Source organism: Streptomyces sp. NPDC020965, from assembly GCF_044333555.1.
In the GTDB taxonomy this organism is placed as follows: Bacteria; Actinomycetota; Actinomycetes; order Streptomycetales; family Streptomycetaceae; genus Streptomyces.
The window spans coordinates 117,505-136,893 of record NZ_JBIRRE010000002.1 but is presented as its reverse complement, the minus strand read 5'-3'; the positions used below and the strand labels follow the sequence as shown (position 1 = coordinate 136,893).

The following is a 19,389-nucleotide window of genomic DNA, read 5'->3' as shown; positions in this document are numbered from 1 at the left end:
CTCCCCATGAAACGACTGTTACGCTCGCCGATATGAGCACCTGGCACGGACTGATCAACAGCGACTACCGGCGCTGGCTGCCGGTCACCGACAGCACCCCCGCCATCTCCCTGCACGAGGGCAACACGCCCCTCCTCCCCTCGGCCCACCTCTCCGCGCTGACCGGATGCGATGTCCGGCTGAAGGTCGAGGGCGCCAACCCCACCGGCTCGTTCAAGGACCGCGGGATGACCGTGGCCCTCAGCAAGGCGGCCGAGCACGGCGCCGAGGTCGTCATCTGCGCCTCCACCGGCAACACCAGCGCATCGGCCGCCGCCTACGCGGCCCGCGCGGGCATCACGGCGGCGGTGCTGGTCCCCCAGGGGGCGGTCGCCCTCGGCAAGCTGGCCCAGGCGGTGCGGTACGGGGCGACGATCGTGGAGGTCGCCGGGGGCTTCGACGACTGTCTGCGGATCGCCCGGGAGCTGGCCGACCACCACCCAGTCGCCCTGGTCAACTCCGTCGGCAACGAACTGCGGCTGGCCGGACAGCGGACCGTCGCCTACGAGGTCGTGGACGCCCTGGGCGACGCGCCGGACATCCACTGCCTGCCCGTGGGCAACGGCGGCAACATCACCGCCACCTGGGGCGGGTACCAGAACTACGCCGGAGCCGGCCAGGCCACCCGGCTGCCGCGGATCTGGGGATTCCAGGCGGCGGGCGCGGCACCGCTGGTCCACGGCGCGCCCGTGGCCGTGCCGGAGACCGCGGCCACCGCGATCCGGGTCGGGAACCCGGCCACCTGGGACGGCGCCGTCGCCGCCCGCGACGAGTCCGGCGGACTGATCGCGGCGGTGACCGACGAGCAGATCTTCGACGCCTACCGCGCCGTCGCGCGCCATGACGGCGTCTTCGCCGAACCGGCGTCGGCTGCCGGGGTCGCCGGGGTCATCGACCGGCACCGCAGGGGGCTGCTCGACCCCGGCCAGCGAATCGTGATCACCCTCAGCGGCAATGGGCTGAAGGACCTCGATGCCTCACTGCGCGACGGTCACACCACCACGGAGACCTCGGCGCGCACCGCCGACGCCGCCCGCGCCCTGCGCCTCACCGCCTGACCACCTGACCGCCGCGACCCCCGGCAGGCGCGGGGGCCGGATCAGTCGGCGACCACCAGCGACGGGGTGTCCCGCGTCAGCACCTCGCCCCGGAAGAACGCCGGGCTGCGCCGCCGCATCACCAGCATGATCACCACACCGAGCAGCAGCAGCCCCACCCCGATCACGAAGACCGAGCCGACCCCGAAGACCGCCGAGCCGCTCCCGTACGCCGGATCCCACATGTCGTACAGCGTCTTGGCGAACACCGCCGCCAGCAGCGCCCCGCCCACCACCGGGAAGACCCCCTTGAAGAGCAGGTCCCGCCCGGACCGGGTCAACCGGCGGCGGAAGTACCAGGCGCAGGCGAAGGCCGTGAGCGAGTAGTAGAAGCAGATCATCAGACCGAGCGCGTAGATCGTGTCGATCAGGACGTGCTCGCTGACCAGGGTCATGACCGTGTAGAAGGCGCCGGTCGCGGCGCCCGCGACGACGGTGGCGCGGCCGGGGGTCTTGAAGCGCGGGTGGACCCTGGCGTACGAGGGGGGCAGTGCCTCGTACGCCGACATCGCGAGCACCGTGCGCGCCACCGGGATGAAGGTCGTCTGGAGGCTGGCCGCCGCCGACGCCAGTACGGCGACGAAGAGCAGGACGCCGAGCCCGGGGCCCATCACCGGACCGGCCAGCGCGGCGAAGACATTGCCGGAGGTGTCGGGGTTGGCGAGGCCGAGGCCGTCCGCGCCGGAGCCGACGGCCATCTGCGCGGCGACGCCGGTGGCGAGGTAGGCGCCGACGAGGATGACCATCGCGATCAGCGCGGCGCGGCCGGGGGTCCGGTCGCTGCCGGTGGTCTCCTCGTTGGCGGTGAGGCAGGCGTCCCAGCCCCAGTACATGAAGATCGAGAGCGACAGTCCGGCCGTGAAGGCCGCGAAGGACTGGACGGCGAACGGATTCAGCCACTCCGCCGAGAAGGAGAGCGAGGTCTCGAAGGAGTCCGCCTTGGCGAGCGCCATGGCCACGAAGAGGCCGAGGACCAGGAGCTGGAGTCCCACCAGCGCGTACTGCACGCCCTTGGTCGCGGTCATGCCCCGGTAGCTGATCGCCGTCGCGACCGCGATCAGCACGAGGACGGTGAGGATATGGACGGCTCTGTTGTCGTCCAGCGCGGCGATGGATTCACTGCCGGTGATCTCGCCCGCGAGCAGCCAGAAGAAGGAGGTGGCGACGCCCGCGAGATTGGAGAGCACGATGATCGTGGCGATCACCAGCCCCCAGCCGCACATCCAGCCGAGCCGGGGGCCGAACGCCTTCACGGTCCAGGTGAAGGAGGTGCCGCAGTCCGGCATGGCGCGGTTCAGCTCGCGGTAGGCGAACGCCACCAGCAGCATCGGCAGAAAGCCGGCCAGGAAGACGGCGGGCATCTGGAGCCCGACCTCGCCGGCGGTGGAGCCGAGCGTGGAGGTGAGGCAGTAAACGGGGGCGACGGTGGAGATGCCGATGACCGCGCTGCCCATGAGCCCGACGGAGTCGCCGCCGAGGCCCTTGGTGCGTACGCCGGCTCCGGGGGCGCCCCCCGCCGTGTCTCCGGCCCGGGGCCGCGCGTCCAGCTCAGTCATGAACAGGACGTTAAATGCTGCGGTTTCCACATCCGGAGGAGTCGCATCCGATCAAGAAACCTTGGATTCAACAGAGATGCTTCGAAAATGACCCACATATGAAAGACCGAAGACCGACACCGACTCTCCTTACAAGGACTGAACCGGTTTACCCCGGGTACGGGAACCGCAGCAGCGCCCGATTTCACCCGTTTCAAATTTTCCCGCGGCCGGCTGTCGAGCACGCCCCGGGAGGACAGCCCGGCGGTCAGCCGGGCCAGACCACCGCCTGTGTCTCGCTGTACGCGTGCAGGGCGTACGAACCCACGTCCCGCCCCACCCCACTCCGCTTGAACCCGCCGAACGGCGCCTCCATGTTCCGCCCGATCGTGTTCACCCCCACCCCGCCCGCCCGCAGCTCGCCCGCGATCCGGAAGGCGCGGGCCACATCGCCCGACCAGACGTAGTCGATCAGCCCGTAGTCGCTGTCGTTGGCGAGCGCGATCCCCTCCTCCTCCGTATCGCAGGGGACGACCACGACCACCGGCCCGAAGATCTCCTCCCGTACGACGCGCATCTCGTTCGTACAGTCAGCGAACAGCGTGGGAGCGACATAGAAACCGCGGTCGAACGCCGGCCGCTCGCCGCCCGCGACCAGCCGGGCGCCCTCCGCGCGGCCCAGCGCCACGTACGACTCGATCCGGTCCCGGTGGGCGGCGGAGATCACCGGGCCGACGACCGTGCGCCGGTCGGCCGGATCGCCGATGGTGAGCCGCCCCAGATAGGCGGCCAGCTTCGCCACGAGCCGGTCGTAGACGGCGCGCTGGGCGATCACCCGGGTCGGTGCCGTACAGATCTGGCCGCTGTAGAAGGAGAACGTCGTCCCGATGCCCTGGACGGCCGCGTCCAGATCGGCGTCGTCCAGGACGAGCGCCGCGCCCTTGCCGCCCAACTCCATGAGCTGGCGTTTCATCCCGCGCCCGCAGACCTCGGCGATGCGCTGACCGACCTCCGTCGAACCGGTGAAGCTGACCATGTCGACCTCCGGCGAGTCGACGGCCGCCGCCCCGACGTCCGGCGCCGCACCGGTCACCACATTGACCACCCCGGCGGGCACTCCCGCCTCCGCCAGCGCCTCCGCCATCAGGAAGACGGAGAGCGGATCCTGCGGGGCGGGCTTCACCACGACCGTGTTGCCCATCGCGAGCGCGGGGGCGACCTTGCCCGCCGCATTGGCCCAGGGATTGTTGTACGAGGTGATACAGGTGACGACGCCGACCGGGCGGCGCACCGCGACCGCCCCGAAGACACCCGCCCGACCCATCGGACCCGCCGCGTTGATCTGCGGTGGCAGCGGCTGCTCGACGGGCTCCAGCGCTCCCCTCGCGTACCGCCGGAACCGCGCGGCGCCGACCGCGACCTGCATCCCGCGCGCGGTCCCGGCCGTCGCGCCGCTCTCCCGGCGCGCCAGCTCGGCGTACGGCTCCGCGTTCCGGGTGACGATGTCGGCGGCGGCGTCCAGGATCCGGGCGCGCTCCTCCGGGCGCGTCCGGGACCAGCCGGCGAACGCCGCGCGGGCGGCCGACGCGGCCTCGTGCACCTGCGCGCGGCTCGCCTCGGGCGCGAGGCCGACGGTCTCCTCGGTGGCCGGATCGATCACCTCGTAGTGGCCGCCGTCGGGTTCGACCCACTCGCCGCCGATGAAGAGTCCCCGCTTCACTTGGTCGACACCGTCCTGGTGTCCCGGCCGGACCGCAGCACCGTGCCCGGGACCGCGCCCGTCACCACGTCGTCCCGGATCGTCTCCACTCCATTGACGCGTACGGAGACCACGCCGATCGCCTTCGCGTCCAGCCGGGGACTGTCACCCGGCAGATCGTGTACGAGGGTGGCCGGTCCTGCCTCGATCCGCTCGGGGTCGAAGAGGACCAGGTCGGCGTGGAAACCGCGCTCGATCCGGCCCCGCTCCCGCAGCCCGAACAACTGGGCCGGATCGTCGGTGAGCATCTTCACCGCCTGCTCGACGGGGACGAGCTTCCGGCCCCGCAGACAGTCCCCGATGAACCGGGTCGTGTACGGGGCGCCGCACATCCGGTCCAGGTGAGCGCCCGCGTCGGAGCCGCCGAGCAGCACGTCCTCGTGCCGCCAGGTCGCCCGGCGCAGCTCCCAGGAGGCCGGGTCGTTGTCCGGGGGCATCGGCCACAGCACCGTACGCAGCTCGTCGTTGGAGCAGATCTCGACCAGGCACTGGAAGGGGTCCTGGCCGCGACCGGCGGCGATGTCCCGCACCACCCGGCCGCTGAGACCTTCGTTCTCCGGGGAGTAGGTGTCGCCGATGACGTAGCGGCCGAAGTCGGCCAGTCGACGGAAGACCCCGGCTTCCTTGGAGTCGGCGCGGCGCAGCATCTCCGCCCGGACGGCGGGGTCGCGCAGCCGCTCGATCCGCTCCGGCACCGGAAGCCCGAGGACCTCGCCCCAGCCGGGGATGAGATTGAGCGCGCAGAACGTGCCCAGGGACATGTTCATGGGGGTGAGGATCGGCATCGTCAGCGCCACGATCCGCCCACCGGCCGCGCGGGCCCGCTCACTGGCGAGCAGTTGGCGGGGCACCCGTTCGGGTACGGCCGCGTCGATGGTGAGCACGTTCCAGTTCAGCGGGCGGCCCGCGGCGGCCGACATCTCCACGAGGAGATCGATCTCGTCGTCGTCGAACTGGTCCAGGCACCCGGCGACGATCGCTTCGAGCTGGGTGCCCTCGTGTTCGCCGACCGCACGGCAGAGCGCGATCAGTTCGGCGGGCTCGGCATGCCGGGATGCCACCGGCTGACCGTCGCCGTCGGAGTGGGTGGACGACTGGGTGGTCGACAGTCCCCAGGCCCCGGCGCGCATGGCGTCGTGGAAGAGTTCGAGCATCCCCCGTAGCTGCTCATCGGTGGGCCGGCCGCCGACGGCTTCCGCGCCCATCACATGGCGGCGGAGGGCACAGTGGCCGACCATGAAGCCGGCGTTGACGGCGATCCGCCCTTCGAGGGCGTCGAGGTACTCGCCGAAGGTGTGCCAGTTCCAGGGGGCGCCCTCCTCAAGGGCCACCAGCGCCATGCCCTCCACCTTGGACATCATCCGCCGGGTGTAGTCGGCGTCCTCCGGCCGCGCCGGATTGAGCGGCGCCAGGGTGAACCCGCAGTTGCCGCCCGCGACGGTGGTGACGCCGTGGTTCATGGACGGTGTGGCGTACGGGTCCCAGAAGAGCTGGGCGTCGTAGTGGGTGTGCGGATCGACGAACCCGGGGGCGAGGATCAGCCCACGGGCGTCCTCCGACGTCCGGGCCTCCTCGGCGACGGACCCGGCCGGCCCGATGACGGCGATCCGCCCGTCCCGCAGTCCGACATCGGCGACATAGGACGGCGCACCCGTGCCGTCCACGACGGTCGCGGAGCGAATGAGGTGGTCGAGCATGGGGGTGGTCCTTTCCCTTCGACGGGCCACGGTGGCCACGGTGGTCCTTTTCTGGGCGCGGTACGGGCTGCTCCGCCCCGAGCCCCCATGTCTCCCTCGGCCCCTCCGCCCGAAGGGTCCGTCCTCAAACTCCCCCAGACTCCGTCCGGGGGTGCCCCCAGACGGGCTGAATTTCAGCCCGTCCGGCGCTTGAGGACAAAGCCCGCAACGGAGGAGCCCAACCAGCCCGTCCGGCGTTTGAGGACGGACCCTCGCAACGGAGGAGCTCGCCAGGACGGGGGCCCAGGCCCGCAACATCCGCAACCCCGCCGGAGGCGCTACGCGCCGCGAAACCGCGAAGTCCTATGCACCGGATCCGTGTCGATCTCCGGAATCACCTGCTCCCCGATCAGCCTGATCGAGTTCATCGTGTCCTCGTACGAGATCCCGATCGGCAGCCCGAACGAGAGCTGATCCGCCCCCGCCCGCTCCCACCGCCGGCACTGCGCCAGGACCTCCGACGGATCGCCGCAGATCATCAACTCCTCCGCGATGAGCAGTTCGATGATCTCCGCGCTGTACTCGGGCAGCAGTTCCGGCCACTCCGGAATCCCCTCGGGCCGCGGGAAGGTGTCGTGGTAGCGGAAGAGCAGCGACTGGAGGTAGTTCAGCCCGCCGCCGACGGCGATCTCGACCGCCTTCTCATGTGTCTCCGCGCAGATCGCGGTGGAGGTCACCATCACGTTGTCGTTGACGAAGTCGCCGATCGGCTCGGCCTCCCGCACCGCCGTCTTGTACGCCTCGACGGCCCACTCCATGTCGGAGACCTTCTGCACGCTGAAGCCGAGCACGCCGAGCCCCTTCTTGCCCGCCATGGCGTACGACGGCGGTGATCCGGCCGCGTACCACATCGCCGGGTGGGACTTCCCGTACGGCTTCGGCAGGACCTTCCTCGGCGGCAGCGACCAGTGTTTGCCCTGGAAGCCGACGTACTCGTCCTGGAGCCACATCTTGGGGAACTCGGCGATGGTCTCCTCCCAGATCTCCTTGGTGTGGTTCATATCGGTGACGCCCGGCATGAACCCGAGGATCTCGTGGCTGCCCGCCCCGCGCCCCGAGCCGAATTCGAAGCGGCCCTCGGAGAGGTGGTCGAGCATGGCGACCTTCTCGGCGACCTTGACGGGGTGGTTCACCGGGGCGAGCGGGTTGAAGATGCCGGACCCGAGGTGGATGCGGTCGGTGGCGTGCGCGAGGTAGCCGAGGAAGACGTCGTTGGCGGAGAGGTGGGAGTACTCCTCCAGGAAGTGGTGCTCGCTGGCCCAGGCGTACTTGAAGCCGGACTTGTCCGCCTGGATGACGTACTCGGTCTCCTCCATCAGCGCCTTGTGCTCGGCGAGGGGGTCGGTCTCGGCGCGCTTGCCGACGTATCCCTGCACGAAGATTCCGAATTCCACCGGGGGTCACCGTCCCTATGTCTCTGAGTCTCCGACAGGCTTTCTGACGCACCGTCAGATCTCGGTGCGCACGACTGTTCCACCGCGCGGATGCGCCGTCAATAGCTGACGCACAGTCAGAAAACGTCGGCGCGCCCCTCGGGGCCGGTCCGGAGCGACCCGCAGGACCGGGGCCCCCGGAGCCGCCCTCAGGACAGATTGACCCCGGCCAGCCAGCCGCCGTCGATGACGAACGGCTGTCCGGTGATGTACGAGGAGTCCGCGCAGCTCAGGAAGAGCGCGAGCCTGGCCACCTCCTCGGGCTCCCCCGCCCGCCCGAGCGGTATGAGCTTCCGGTACAGGCCCGCCATGGCCTCCCTCCCCGCCCGCGGGTCCGCGTCCGGGTCGAGCGCGGCGGGGTTGGTCATCGGGGTGTCGATCGCGCCGGGGCAGAGGGCGTTGACGCGGATGCCCTTCGACGCCAGCTCCACCGCGGCGACCCGGGTGAGCCCGAGGACGGCGTGCTTCGATGCGGCATAGGCGCCGACGTACGCCATCCCGGTCACGGCGGTGTACGAGGCGGTGTTGACGATCGTGCCGCCACCCGCCGCCTCGATCTCGGGCGCGACGGTGCGGATGCCGAGGAAGGCGCCGACCTGGTTGATCTGGGTGATGAGCTGGAACTCCTCCAGCGGGGTCGCGGTCAGCTCGTTGAAGCGGAGGATGCCCGCGTTGTTGACGAGCCCGTCGATCTTCCCGAAGCGCTCCTTCGCGGCGGCCACGGCCGCGGTCCAGTCGTCCTCACGGCGCACATCGAGACGGCGGTAGAGGGCGTTGTCGTCGCCCAGCTCCTTGGCGAGGGCACCGCCCTGGTCGTCGAGGACGTCGGTGAGGACGACCCTGGCGCCCTCGGCGACAAAGAGCCGGGCCTCCTGTTCCCCCTGCCCGCGCGCGGCACCGGTGACAAGGACGACGCGGCCATCGAGCTTTCCCATGGTGACTCCGTGTTGGTCGGGGGCCCCGGGAGGGGCGGGTCCGGGTGGCGCCCTCAGTGGGTGAGGTGCGGAGCGATATCGGTGACGAAGACGGCCATCTGATCGAGGAGTTCGGTACGGCTCCGGCTGCGGAAGCGCACCTGGACCTGGTGGACCCCCAGACCGGTGTACTCCCGGAGGGAGGCGGCGATCGCGTCGGCCGGGCCGGTCAGGGTGCGCCGCCCGACCTCCCAGCGGGGCTTCCCCACATAGAGGGGCTCGGCGATGGCGCCGATCTCCAGGGGTGTTTCGATCCCGGCCCGCTCGCGGAGCGCCTGGAGGCGGGCGATCTGCGCGGGCAGCTTGTCGCGCGGGTCGCCCTGGGGCAGCCAGCCGTCCCCGCGCACGGCGGCCCGGCGCACGGCGGCGGGCGACGAGCCACCGACCCAGACCGGAATCCGGTGCTGCGCGGGACGGGGCCGCTGCCCGAGCCCGCTGAAGGTGAAGCGCTCCCCCGCGAACTCGGGGTACTCGTCCGGCCCGAGCGCCGCCCGGAGCGCGTCGATGCTCTCGTCCAGCACTCCGCCGCGCCCGGTGAAATCGGCCCCGACGGCGGCGAACTCCTCCGCCACATGGCCGGCCCCGACACCGAGGATCAGCCGCCCCCCGGAGAGGTGGTCGAGCGTGGCGTACTGCTTGGCGGTCACCAGTGGATGCCGCAGCCCGAGAACGGCGACATGACTGAGGAGCCGCACCCGCCGGGTGGCCGCGGCGAGGAAGGAGAGGGTGGCGACGGGGTCGTACCAGACCGTGGACATGGTGTCGGCGAGCCGTCGGGGGATGGCGACATGATCACAGACGGCGATGTAGGCGAATCCGCCCCGATCGGCGGCCCTGGCGACCTCGACCAGATCCTCGACCCCGGCGGCGGTCTCCCAGGGTTCGGTGTAGAGGGTGCTCTGCGACTGGACGGGCAGTTGCATCCCGTACGACAGCCGCCCTTCGGGCAGTACCCGTGTGTGCACGGCGGGGGCCTCCTCGTCGGTGGTACCGGTGAGAGCAGGCTCATGGTGATACCTGACGCCCCATCAGACAAGGGGTCCCGCCCCCCACCGACGGCCTCATGTCCGATCCCGGCCCCCCGCCCGCTCCACACCCCCGCCCCTCAGGTCACATCGAGCCCCAGCGCCGTGGCGATCACCGCCGCCTGCTCCAGGTCGATCCTCGCCCCCGCCAGCTCCCCGTCAGCGGGTCGAGCGCCGACAGATCGCCGCCCCACAGATCCGCGCCGGAGGGCCTGGCGCCGCGGAGCTGTGCGCCGGACAGGTCCACCCCGGTCAGCGTCGCGCCCTCCAGCCGCGCCGCCGTGAGGTCGCACTCCCGCATCCGTACGCCGTCGAAGCCCACGCCCCGCAGGCCGGCGCCCGGGAGCGCGACGAACGACCAGTCGCCTCCGGTCAGGACCCCGCCCAGAGCCCGTCCGGCGTCAGCCCCAGCAACTCGATCGCGTTCCCCCGGACGATCCGCTCCACCACGTCCGGCGCGAGATGCCCCATCTGCGCCTCCCCGACCTCCCGCGACTTGGGCCAGGTGGAGTCCGAGTGCGGATAGTCCGTCTCGTACAGCACGTTCCCGACCCCGATCGCGTCCAGGTTCCGCAGACCGAAGGCGTCGTCGAAGAAGCAGCCGTACACATGCTCGGTGAACAGCTCCGACGGGGGTCGCAGCACCTTGTCCGCCACCCCGCCCCAGCCCCGGTTCTCCTCCCAGACCACGTCGGCGCGCTCCAGGATGTACGGGATCCAGCCGATCTGGCCCTCCGCGTACATGATCCGGAGGTTCGGGAAGCGCTCGAACTTGCCGCTCATCAGCCAGTCGACCATCGAGAAGCAGCAGTTCGCGAAGGTGATGGTGGAGCCGACCGCCGGGGGCGCGTCGGCCGAGGTGGAGGGCATCTTCGAGGACGAGCCGATATGCATCGCGATCACCGTCCCCGTCTCGTCGCACGCGCGCAGGAACGGGTCCCATTCGTCCCCGTGGATCGAGGGGAGCCCCAGGAACGGCGGGATCTCCGAGAACGCGACCGCCCGCACCCCGCGCGCCGCGTTCCTGCGCACCTCGGCGGCGGCGAGTCCGGCGTCCCAGAGCGGGACGAGGGTGAGGGGTATCAGCCGGCCCCGGGCGTCGGGGCCGCACCACTCCTCGACCATCCAGTCGTTGTACGCGCGCACGCCGAGCAGCCCCAGCTCGCGGTCCTTGGCCTCGGTGAAGGTCTGGCCGCAGAAGCGCGGGAAGGTCGGGAAGCAGAGCGCCGACTGGACGTGGTTGACATCCATATCGGCCAGCCGGTCCGGCACGCTGTAGGAGCCGGGCCGCATCTGTTCATAGGTGATGATCTCCAGCTTGATCTCGTCGCGGTCGTAGCCGACGGCGGTGTCCAGCCGGGTCAGCGGGCGGTGCAGGTCCTCGTAGACCCACCAGTCGCCGATGGGGCCCTCATCGCCCGGCGCCCCCATCACGGGGGCGAACCTTCCCCCCATGAAGGTCATTTCCCGCAGGGGCGCGCGGACGACGCGGGGGGCCACGTCCCGGTACTTCGACGGGAGCCGGTCCCGCCAGACATGAGGGGGCTCCACCGTGTGGTCGTCCACCGAGATGATCTTCGGGAAGGTCTCCATGCGTTCACGGTAGCGCTGATCTGACGGTTCGTCAGCTAGTCGTACGGGACGTAATCCGGCGCACCCGACACCCGCGCCAGGCAACCTCCACCCGGCCTCCAGCGTCTCTCCACCCGACTATGCATAGCGCGTATACACCGCATGTATAGTCACTAGCGCCTCCCACCGGCCACGGGCAGGCGCCTCGTCCCTGTCCGCGTCCGCGCGGCATCCGCTCAGCAGCACGCCATCAGTAAGGGGGGCCTCGCCATGCCCAGATTCACCCGGAAGGCCAAGATCGTGGCCGCCAGCGCGACGGCAGCCGTCATGGTGACCGCCGGCCTGGCCGCCTACGCGCTCTACCCCGAGCGGACGGCCCCCGCCGACGCCCGCGCCGACGCCATCGCCGCCGGCAAGAAGCTCGTCGACGTCCAGCCGCGCCCCGGGGGCGCGCGCTCGGCGCTGCCCGACGGGCCACCCGTCGACTGCGAGAAGGCCAAGTGCATCGCGCTGACCTTCGACGCCGGGCCGGGCAAGGACACCCCGGCGCTGCTCGACCACCTCCAGAAGGAGAAGGTCCCCGCGACCTTCTTCCTGCTCGGCAAGCACCATGTGGTCAAGTACCCGGCCGTGGTGAAACGTCTCTTCGACGAGGGCCACGAGGTCGCCAACCACACCTGGTCGCACCCCCGCCTCGACAAGCTGAAGCGCGCCGAGATACGCGAGGAACTGAAGCTCACCCAGGACGCCATAGCAAAGATCACCGGCGAGAAGCCCACCCTGATGCGCCCGCCGCAGGGCCGGATCAATGACGACGTCACCTCGGTCAGCAAGGAACTGGGCCTGGCGCAGATCCTGTGGAGCGCCACCGCCAAGGACTACTCGACCACCGACTCCGAACTGATCAAGAAGCGCATACTCAAGCAGTCGAGCCGCGACGGCATCATCCTTCTGCATGACATCTACGACGGCACCGTGCCCGCCGTCCCGGGCATCGTCGCGGAGCTCAAGAAGCGCGGCTACACCTTTGTTACTGTGTCCCAACTCATCGCACCCGCAAAGCCCAACCCGGGTGAGGTCTACAAGCCCTAGGCGTGCTCCGTACCGCCCGTGCGGGGTGGGCGGAAGTCGGACGAAGATCGACACCCGGGGTTAGCCCGCCATCCGGCTGGGGCAAGGGGCGATGAGGAATCGCCCCGTTGCTGACGGGGCCGCCATGCACAAGGCAGACTGTCGGATGCGAATCGGCAGTTCGGGCAGGGGGCAGCAATGGACCGTGACAGCGGGCCACGCGTACCGGAGCAGCGAAGTCCGGTGCCCGGTGACGTCGTAGACCTGCGTTTCAGTGTGCTGGGCCCGGTGCGTGCGTGGCGGGACGGGGAGGCTCTGCCGTCCGGTTCCCCGCAGCAGCGCGCGCTGTTGGCCGCGTTGCTGTTGCGTGACGGGCGGACGGCGACGTCATCGGAGCTGATCGACGCGATCTGGGGCGAGGCCCCGCCCTCCCAGGCGCTGGCCACGGTGCGCACGTACGCCTCCAGACTGCGCAAGACGCTCAGCGCCAACGCCCTGGTCAGCGAGTCCGGCGGCTACGCGATGCGGATCCGGCGCGACTGCGTGGACCTCGCGGTGGCCGAGGAGCTGGCGGTCGAGGCCGAGAAGGCGCGGGCGGCCGGCGACCATCCGCACGCCCGCGCGCTGCTCAACAAATCGCTCGGACTCTGGGACGGCGAGGCCCTGGCCAATGTGCCCGGCCCGTACGCGGAGACCCAGCGGGCGCGGCTGGACGAGTGGCGGCTCCAACTGCTGGAGACCCGCCTCGATCTCGATCTGATGGCGGGCTGCCACGCGGAGGCGGTCTCGGAGCTGACCGCGCTGACCGCCGCGCACCCCCTGCGGGAGCGGTTGCGGGAACTGCTGATGCTGGCGCTGTACCGCAGCGGCCGGCAGGCGGAGGCGCTCGCCGTCTACACGGACACCCGCCGCCTCCTCGCCGAGGAGCTGGGTGTCGACCCGCGCGCCGAACTCTCCCAGCTCCAGCAGCGCATCCTCTGCGCCGACGAGGAGCTGGCCCACCCCGGCGAGGAACAGGTCACCGTCCAGCCGGTCACCCAGCCCGCACAGCTCCCGGCGACGGTCCCCGACTTCACCGGCCGGGCCTCCTTCGTCCGCGAGCTGGCGGGCCGGCTCGCCGCCGCCGAAGGTTCGGTGATGGCCGTCTCCGCGCTGGCCGGCATCGGCGGGGTCGGCAAGACGACGCTCGCCGTCCACGTCGCCCACCAGGTCTGCCCGCGCTTCCCGGACGGACAGTTGTACGTGGACCTCCAGGGCGCGGGCAGCCGCTCGGCCGAACCGGCCGCCGTGCTCGGCGCCTTCCTGCGGGCGCTGGGCACCCCGGACTCCGCGATCCCGGACTCACTGGACGAGCGGGCCGCGCTCTACCGCTCCACCCTGGCCGGGCGCCGGGTCCTGGTCCTCCTCGACAACGCCCGCGACGCCGCCCAGATCCGCCCACTGCTCCCCGGCACCGCCGGTTGCGCCGCCCTGGTCACCAGCCGGGTCCGGATGGTCGACCTGGCCGGCGCCCATCTGGTCGACCTCGATGTGATGTCCCCCGACGAGGCCCTCCAGCTCTTCACCCGGATCGTCGGCGTCGAGCGCGTCACCGCCGAGCGCGAGTCGGCCCTCGATGTCGTCGGCGCCTGTGGCTTCCTCCCCCTCGCCATCCGGATCGCCGCCTCCCGGCTGGCCGCCCGGCGCACCTGGACCGTCTCCGTCCTCGCCGCGAAGCTCGCCGACGAGCGCCGCCGACTGGACGAGCTCCAGGCGGGCGATCTCGCCGTCAAGGCCACCTTCGAGCTCGGCTACGGACAGTTGGAGCCCGCGCAGGCCCGCTCCTTCCGGCTGCTCGGCCTCGCCGACGGGCCCGACATATCGCTGCACGCGGCGGCAGCCGCGCTCGCGCTCCCCCTCCAGACGACCGAGGACCTCCTCGAAGTCCTCGTGGACACCTCACTGCTGGAGTCCGCCGCCCCCGGCCGCTACCGCTACCACGACCTCGTCCGGCTCTACGCGCGTGCCTGCGCCGAACGCGACGAGCACCCCGACGCCACCGAATCGGCCCTCTCCCGGCTGCTCGACTTCTACCTCGCCTCCGCCACCCGGGTGTACGCCATCGAGCGGCCCGGCGACCGCCTCCCCCACCACCTCGCCCGCACCGAGTACGAGGGCCTCGCCTTCGCCGACCGCCAGGAAGCCCTCGACTGGCTCTACACCGAGGCCCACTGCGTCCTGGCCTGCGCCCGCCAGTCCACCGCCGGGCAGCGCCTGCACCGCGCCGTCGACCTGCTGTGGGCGGCCAAGGACCTCGCCGAGTCCGGCGCCAACGCCAAGCAGTACGAGTACGCCGCCCTCACCGCCCGGGACGCGGCCCGCGCCGTCGGCGACACCCGCACCCAGGGCCGCGCCCACACCACCCTCACCAATGTCCACCTCGTCGCCGGCCGCTACGACGACGCCGACGAACACGCCCAGCAGGCCGCCCTCCTCGCCGCGGCCGCGGACGACCGCGCGCCCGTCTTCTGGGCCAACAACGACCGGGGCATCATCGCCCTCCTCCAGGGCCGTCACGCCGAGGCCGAGGGCTTCCTCCAGCAGGCCATCGAGGACTCCCGCGCCGACGGCAACGAACCCGGCGAAGCGAGCGCCCTCTGCAACCTCTCCCGGCTGAACCTCAACATGGGCCGGACCGAGCAGTCGATCGACTTCGCCCAGCGCGGTCTCGACATCTTCCACCGCAACGGACACACCCTCCGCCTCGCCAACGCCCGCTACGCCCTCGGAGTGGCCCTCACGGAGGCGGGGCGGCACACGGAGGCCCTGGACCAACTCCTGGACGCGCTGGACGGCTTCGAGGCCAATCGTCAGCGGCTCTGGGAGGGCACCACCCACTTCCGTATCGCCCAGACCCATCTGAAGGCCCGCCGCCCGGCCCGCACCGCCCAGCACGCCGAACAGGCCCTGGCGATCGGCTGCATCGGCGGCGACCGTACGAAGGGGAGCGTGCTCATCACCCTGGGCCGCGCCCTCTCCGCCCTCGGCCAGGCGGGCCGCGCCCGCGCCTGCTGGCTGGAGGCCCTGGCCCTCCACGAGGCATCCGGCGCCGCCGAGGCGGACGAGGTCCGCGCCCTGCTGGCCCCCCTCAGCGCGGCGTGACCGGGCCGGGACCGGTGACGGTCCCGGCCGTCTAGACCCTCGCGCCGTGTTCGAGGTACCGGGGCCGCCCGGCCGCCCGCGCCGCGACGGCCGCCCGCACGCGACGGGCGAGCCGGGGGATCAGCAGTTGGTCGAGCTCCGCCACCGGATGGAACTCGGCGGCCAGCAGTTCGTCGGACGCGAGCTTGATCGACGCCACCACCTCCGGGCCCAGCTCACCGCCGTCGAAGACGTACAGCACCTTGTCGCCCTCGGCGGGGCTCGGCGCCCAGTCGACGACCAGGAGCGGACCGATGGGCGGCCGGATACCCAGCTCTTCCCAGGTCTCCCGACAACACGCGGCCAGCGGGGACTCCCCCGTCTCGACATAGCCGCCGGGGATCTCCCACAGCGGCTTGTACGAAGGACGGACCAGCAGCACGCGTCCCCCGGCGTCGAAGAACACCGCCCCCGCCGCCATGCGCGGCCGGGCCATCCGCCGCTCGTGCTCGTTCTGAGACATGGCGCAAGCCTACGAGCCGATCCGGTCGCGACCGTGCAGGTCAGCCGAGATATGGCTGTGCGCGGTGGGCCGTGTAGTGGCGGAGCCGGAGCCGCTGGGTGTGGTGCATCGGCAGCGCGTCGATGTCCTCCGGGGCCACGAAGCGGAGTTCCGTCGACTCGTCGGAGATCGCGAGTGCGCCGCCGGTGACACGGGCGGTGAAGCAGACGTTGAACTGACGCCGTACCTCGCCGTCCGTATAGGCGATGATGTGCCTCGGGTCCGTGTACGTGCCGACCAGGCCGGTGATCTCGATGTGCAGCCCGGTCTCCTCCCTGACCTCGCGCACGGCGGTGCCCGGCAGCGAGTCGGTGAGGTCCATACCGCCACCGGGCAGGGCCCACAGATCGTTGTCCCGCCGCCGCTGGAGCAGCACGCGCCCCTGGTCGTCGGTGACGACGGCCGACGCGGCGACGACCAGACTGTTCGGCGCGGGAGCGTCCGGATCGTCGTAGAACTCGGTCCGTGCCACGCTCATTCCCTCCCGTTTCGCCATCGGATTATCGAGCCCCGAGGGTACGTTCTGAGGGTCGAGGTCAGAATGGAGGCCCAGGATGCCCCACCACGACGATGACCACATCGGCGCAAGGATCGCCGACCACCGGAAGCTGCGGCAGCTCACCCAGACCGGCCTGGCTCAACGCGCGTTCGTGTCCCGGGGAACCATCGCCAAGGTGGAGGCCGGGCTCTCCCCGGCCTCGCCCGCCGTCGTGGCGGCCGTCGCGCGAGCCCTTGAGGTCGACGTGACCGTGCTGAACGGCCAGCCATATCTGTCGGAGATGCGGCAGGACAGGCTCGATCGACTGATCACCCCCTTGCAGGACGCCCTGGATCTCTACGATCTCGGACCCGATCCGGCTATCGCGCCACGCCCCATCGCCGATATCGCCGCCGATATAGACGCATTGTGTGCAAGCACCTGCGCGACGGAGTACAACGGCGTCGGTACGAAACTTCCGGGACTCCTCAGCGAACTGATCACACTGAACGACCTATTGCCGACAGGACCGGATCGGCAGCGGGCGACCGCTTCGCTGAGCTGGGCCTACTGGGTCGCTTTTAAGTTCGCCTACCGATTGGGCTACCACCAGTTGGCGACGATCGCGCTGGAACGCATGGGCTGGATGGCCGAACAGGCTCAGGACCCCTTGCTGCTCGCGCTCCGCCTCAGGTACCGGAGTGCCATGCTGCTGCGGCGCGGAAACAGCCTCATGGCCGCGAAGGTCCTGGACCGTGCCCACCAGCTCGTCGACCAGCACGACGACAGGGGATCGGTACCGGCCCTGGCCATGGCTGGGACGCTGCATCTGGCGGGAGCCATCGCCGCCGCCCAGGCGAAGAACCCGGACGATGTGCGGGACCGGCTCGAACTCGCGGGCAAGACGGCCGAGCGGATCGGCCGCGATGTCCCACAGATCTACTGGGCCTCCTTCGGTCAGACGAATGTGGCCCACTTCGATGTCGCCGCCTCCGTCGAACTGGGAAGAATGGGCGACGCGATGAAGTCGGCCAGGAGACTCAGATTCCCCGCCGACCACCCCAAGACACGGATCGGCCGCTACTACATCGAAATGAGCCGGGCCCACGTCCAGATGGGCAGGGCCGAATCGGCAGAGAAGTTCCTCCACCGTGCCCGAGAGGTCGCCCCGCAGCAGGCGAGATACCACCCCATGGTGCGGGAGACCATCGCCATCCTGGTCCGCCGCCAGCGCCGAGCCCCCGAGGGGCTGGCTTCGCTCGCGGCGTGGGTCGGCATGTAGATCACCGCCGAGGGCCGTGGTGTTCCTTTTCCGGGAACACCACGGCCCTTTTATGACGACATGCTGACAGTCAGTAGGTCCCCCGCGACCGTGCGACCGGTCCGGGGGTATGGCCATCAACTGACTGGAGTTGACGACATGCGTCACCCTACCGTTCACGCGCTCGAATTACGGTGGTGTCCCCACCCGCTTCCCCCGGGGAGCCGGGTGGGGACCCGTTGATGACCATCAAGGTCTACCGAGTGAACCGGGCCGGGGAACGACACCCCGTCGGCGTCCCGGTGGAAGTGACGACCGAGCCGGACGAGGGCACCACACTGCCGGAGTCGCTGGCCTACCCACCCTGCGCGTGCCACCAGTGCCGTACGACGGAGGTGCGTCATGACTGACGTACCCACGTCTCAGAATCCGCCGGAGCCACCGACCCCCGTGGCGGGATGCCCGGTCTGCGCGGACCTCGCCCGCCGGCGCACCCAGGCGTCCCGTACCGGAAACCTGTCCCGCGTCACCGACTGCGACGTCCTGCTCCGCCGACACCCCGGACACGGTGCCTGATGGAAATGCACATCTGGAAGGACCGCAGGGCCCGGGCCGTGGCATCGGCCGACGGGCTCCAAACCGCCCTCGCCGGACTCGGCCTCCCCGAACAGGTATGGCGGGCGGTACGGCCCGTCGTCACCGCCTCCGGAAACGCCTTCGTGGACCTCGGAATGCTCCGCCCCGAGACGGTCGACCAAATCACCGCCGCCCTCACCCCCGAGCCGGACACCCACCACCCCGGCTGACGGAACCCCCGACGGCGGGGGGCCCGTACTGCCCGAGCCCCCCGACGCAAGCGGACAGATGCACCAGATCCAGCCCCCCGCGCCAGCGGACTGAACCGTCGCGGCCCGCGCTACGTATCCACTGCGGGCGACCGTTGTCGCGGAGGGCGTCACCCTCCGCAGTGGTTGGCTCGGCTTGGCGTGCCACACGGGGCACCCCTGAGGGCGGAGGGACGGGCGGGGCTGGAGTCAAATCTGTTGCGTTGAAGCGGTTTTCTGCCACGCTGGAGCCGTACTGACGGCATTCTTCCAGCGCGTTCATCGAATGTTTATGCCTCTTCGGCATTCTCACATGCAGTCGATCCGTCGCGTCGGGGGGCAGACGGATCACATGGGGACCTCACCTCTCCGGGGGGCGAGTGGTGGTCCCCCGGCCTTCCGTCCGGCGACCCTCGGGGGAGCCTCCGGGCGGAAGGCCGTTTCTGTTCCACCACGTTTCATCGAGTTCCACCAGTTCAGCACAGCCGCACTTCATGGGGGAAACATGAACAACACAGAGCCGGCGAACACCGACGTCACGACCCAGGACACCCATGTACCACTGCCGCCGAAGGCCAACGGTCTCCCCGCCGACGGCCCTGTCATCACGAAGGACAACCACGCTCCGGCACCGCCGAGGTTTCTCGGTGACGCCGTGCGCACCACGGACAACCACGCGCCCGCGCCGCCGAGGTTCCTCGGGGACGTGCTGACCCAGGACAACCACGCTCCCGCCCCGCCGCCCAATGGGCTGCTCGGCGATGGCCCGGTCGTCACCCACGACAATCACGCGCCCGCGCCGCCGAAGTTCCTCCGGGACAGCGCCGTGGCGACACCTCAGGACAATCACGCTCCGGCGCCTCCCAAGCCCTGAGCCGCACGTCCTGAATACGGAGAAGTGAG

The 19,389-nt window shown here is 70.7% G+C and carries 18 protein-coding genes; 8 read left to right on the top strand and 10 right to left on the bottom strand.

Annotation, left to right across the window (positions count from 1 at the left end):
* The first annotated feature begins 32 nt into the window (after positions 1-32).
* Entirely contained in the window at positions 33-1,097 is a 1,065-nt protein-coding gene (gene thrC, locus ACH4S7_RS07470) for a threonine synthase (protein ID WP_398520173.1), read from the top strand.
* Positions 1,098-1,138: 41 nt separating this feature from the next.
* On the opposite strand, the gene ACH4S7_RS07465 is transcribed toward thrC, so the two are convergent.
* The 8 genes from ACH4S7_RS07465 to ACH4S7_RS07430 all read right to left on the bottom strand — a co-directional run bounded on the left by ACH4S7_RS07465 (position 1,139) and on the right by ACH4S7_RS07430 (position 11,191).
* A complete protein-coding gene (locus ACH4S7_RS07465) occupies positions 1,139-2,692 on the bottom strand; it encodes an APC family permease (protein ID WP_398520172.1) in 1,554 nt (517 codons plus the stop codon).
* A 247-nt stretch (positions 2,693-2,939) separates the two neighbouring features.
* Positions 2,940-4,391 (bottom strand): aldehyde dehydrogenase family protein, encoded by a 1,452-nt coding sequence (locus ACH4S7_RS07460; protein ID WP_398520171.1) that lies wholly within the window; start codon positions 4,389-4,391, stop codon positions 2,940-2,942.
* Entirely contained in the window at positions 4,388-6,127 is a 1,740-nt protein-coding gene (locus tag ACH4S7_RS07455) for an amidohydrolase family protein (RefSeq protein WP_398520170.1), read from the bottom strand. Before ACH4S7_RS07455 ends, ACH4S7_RS07460 begins: the two co-directional genes overlap by 4 nt.
* A gap of 317 nt (positions 6,128-6,444) precedes the next feature.
* The gene (locus tag ACH4S7_RS07450) at positions 6,445-7,560 is read right to left on the bottom strand and encodes an LLM class flavin-dependent oxidoreductase (protein ID WP_398520169.1); all 1,116 of its coding nucleotides are present in this window, start codon (positions 7,558-7,560) and stop codon (positions 6,445-6,447) included.
* A gap of 188 nt (positions 7,561-7,748) precedes the next feature.
* Entirely contained in the window at positions 7,749-8,534 is a 786-nt protein-coding gene (locus ACH4S7_RS07445) for an SDR family NAD(P)-dependent oxidoreductase (RefSeq protein ID WP_398520168.1), read from the bottom strand.
* A gap of 53 nt (positions 8,535-8,587) precedes the next feature.
* Positions 8,588-9,496, bottom strand: a complete 909-nt coding sequence (locus tag ACH4S7_RS07440; protein WP_398520693.1) for an LLM class F420-dependent oxidoreductase — start codon at positions 9,494-9,496, stop codon at positions 8,588-8,590.
* Positions 9,497-9,710: 214 nt separating this feature from the next.
* Entirely contained in the window at positions 9,711-9,920 is a 210-nt protein-coding gene (locus ACH4S7_RS07435) for a pentapeptide repeat-containing protein (protein ID WP_398520167.1), read from the bottom strand.
* A gap of 50 nt (positions 9,921-9,970) precedes the next feature.
* A complete protein-coding gene (locus tag ACH4S7_RS07430; protein WP_398520166.1) occupies positions 9,971-11,191 on the bottom strand; it encodes an amidohydrolase family protein in 1,221 nt (406 codons plus the stop codon).
* A gap of 249 nt (positions 11,192-11,440) precedes the next feature.
* On the opposite strand from ACH4S7_RS07430, the gene ACH4S7_RS07425 reads away from it, so the two are divergent.
* Complete coding sequence (locus tag ACH4S7_RS07425; protein WP_398520165.1) at positions 11,441-12,262, top strand: polysaccharide deacetylase family protein; 822 nt, start codon at positions 11,441-11,443, stop codon at positions 12,260-12,262.
* A 177-nt stretch (positions 12,263-12,439) separates the two neighbouring features.
* Positions 12,440-15,382 carry a BTAD domain-containing putative transcriptional regulator gene (locus tag ACH4S7_RS07420; protein WP_398520164.1) on the top strand — a complete coding sequence of 981 codons (2,943 nt, stop codon included), beginning with the start codon at positions 12,440-12,442 and terminating at the stop codon, positions 15,380-15,382.
* Positions 15,383-15,413: 31 nt separating this feature from the next.
* Here ACH4S7_RS07420 and ACH4S7_RS07415 read toward each other — a convergent pair whose 3' ends face one another.
* Complete coding sequence (locus ACH4S7_RS07415; protein ID WP_398520163.1) at positions 15,414-15,884, bottom strand: NUDIX domain-containing protein; 471 nt, start codon at positions 15,882-15,884, stop codon at positions 15,414-15,416.
* A gap of 40 nt (positions 15,885-15,924) precedes the next feature.
* Positions 15,925-16,395: an NUDIX domain-containing protein gene (locus tag ACH4S7_RS07410; RefSeq protein ID WP_398520162.1), complete on the bottom strand. Its 471-nt coding sequence runs from the start codon at positions 16,393-16,395 to the stop codon at positions 15,925-15,927.
* 82 nt (positions 16,396-16,477) lie between these two features.
* Between ACH4S7_RS07410 and ACH4S7_RS07405 the strand changes: the two genes are divergently transcribed.
* From ACH4S7_RS07405 to ACH4S7_RS07385, 5 genes are all read left to right on the top strand, one after another.
* On the top strand, positions 16,478-17,683 hold the full coding sequence (locus tag ACH4S7_RS07405) for a helix-turn-helix domain-containing protein (protein ID WP_398520161.1): 1,206 nt from the start codon (positions 16,478-16,480) through the stop codon (positions 17,681-17,683).
* 221 nt (positions 17,684-17,904) lie between these two features.
* Positions 17,905-18,072 carry a hypothetical protein gene (locus ACH4S7_RS07400; protein ID WP_398520160.1) on the top strand — a complete coding sequence of 56 codons (168 nt, stop codon included), beginning with the start codon at positions 17,905-17,907 and terminating at the stop codon, positions 18,070-18,072.
* Entirely contained in the window at positions 18,065-18,238 is a 174-nt protein-coding gene (locus ACH4S7_RS07395) for a hypothetical protein (protein ID WP_398520159.1), read from the top strand. Before ACH4S7_RS07400 ends, ACH4S7_RS07395 begins: the two co-directional genes overlap by 8 nt.
* The gene (locus tag ACH4S7_RS07390; RefSeq protein ID WP_398520158.1) at positions 18,238-18,468 is read left to right on the top strand and encodes a hypothetical protein; all 231 of its coding nucleotides are present in this window, start codon (positions 18,238-18,240) and stop codon (positions 18,466-18,468) included. The genes ACH4S7_RS07395 and ACH4S7_RS07390 overlap by 1 nt, the downstream gene beginning before the upstream one ends.
* Positions 18,469-18,991: 523 nt before the next feature.
* Positions 18,992-19,360: a hypothetical protein gene (locus ACH4S7_RS07385; RefSeq protein WP_398520157.1), complete on the top strand. Its 369-nt coding sequence runs from the start codon at positions 18,992-18,994 to the stop codon at positions 19,358-19,360.
* The last annotated feature ends 29 nt before the right edge of the window (positions 19,361-19,389 follow it).

Bases quoted from the DNA above. Each gene is read 5' to 3' on its own strand.
- ACH4S7_RS07440 (WP_398520693.1), bottom strand. From the start codon at position 9,496: ATGCAACTGCCCGTCCAGTCGCAGAGCACCCTCTACACCGAACCCTGG.
- ACH4S7_RS07395 (WP_398520159.1), top strand. From the start codon at position 18,065: ATGACTGACGTACCCACGTCTCAGAATCCGCCGGAGCCACCGACCCCC.
- ACH4S7_RS07445 (WP_398520168.1), bottom strand. From the start codon at position 8,534: ATGGGAAAGCTCGATGGCCGCGTCGTCCTTGTCACCGGTGCCGCGCGC.
- ACH4S7_RS07390 (WP_398520158.1), top strand. From the start codon at position 18,238: ATGGAAATGCACATCTGGAAGGACCGCAGGGCCCGGGCCGTGGCATCG.
- ACH4S7_RS07430 (WP_398520166.1), bottom strand. From the start codon at position 11,191: ATGGAGACCTTCCCGAAGATCATCTCGGTGGACGACCACACGGTGGAG.
- ACH4S7_RS07385 (WP_398520157.1), top strand. From the start codon at position 18,992: ATGAACAACACAGAGCCGGCGAACACCGACGTCACGACCCAGGACACC.
- ACH4S7_RS07420 (WP_398520164.1), top strand. From the start codon at position 12,440: ATGGACCGTGACAGCGGGCCACGCGTACCGGAGCAGCGAAGTCCGGTG.
- ACH4S7_RS07405 (WP_398520161.1), top strand. From the start codon at position 16,478: ATGCCCCACCACGACGATGACCACATCGGCGCAAGGATCGCCGACCAC.
- ACH4S7_RS07465 (WP_398520172.1), bottom strand. From the start codon at position 2,692: ATGACTGAGCTGGACGCGCGGCCCCGGGCCGGAGACACGGCGGGGGGC.
- thrC (WP_398520173.1), top strand. From the start codon at position 33: ATGAGCACCTGGCACGGACTGATCAACAGCGACTACCGGCGCTGGCTG.
- ACH4S7_RS07425 (WP_398520165.1), top strand. From the start codon at position 11,441: ATGCCCAGATTCACCCGGAAGGCCAAGATCGTGGCCGCCAGCGCGACG.
- ACH4S7_RS07455 (WP_398520170.1), bottom strand. From the start codon at position 6,127: ATGCTCGACCACCTCATTCGCTCCGCGACCGTCGTGGACGGCACGGGT.
- ACH4S7_RS07415 (WP_398520163.1), bottom strand. From the start codon at position 15,884: ATGTCTCAGAACGAGCACGAGCGGCGGATGGCCCGGCCGCGCATGGCG.
- ACH4S7_RS07400 (WP_398520160.1), top strand. From the start codon at position 17,905: ATGACCATCAAGGTCTACCGAGTGAACCGGGCCGGGGAACGACACCCC.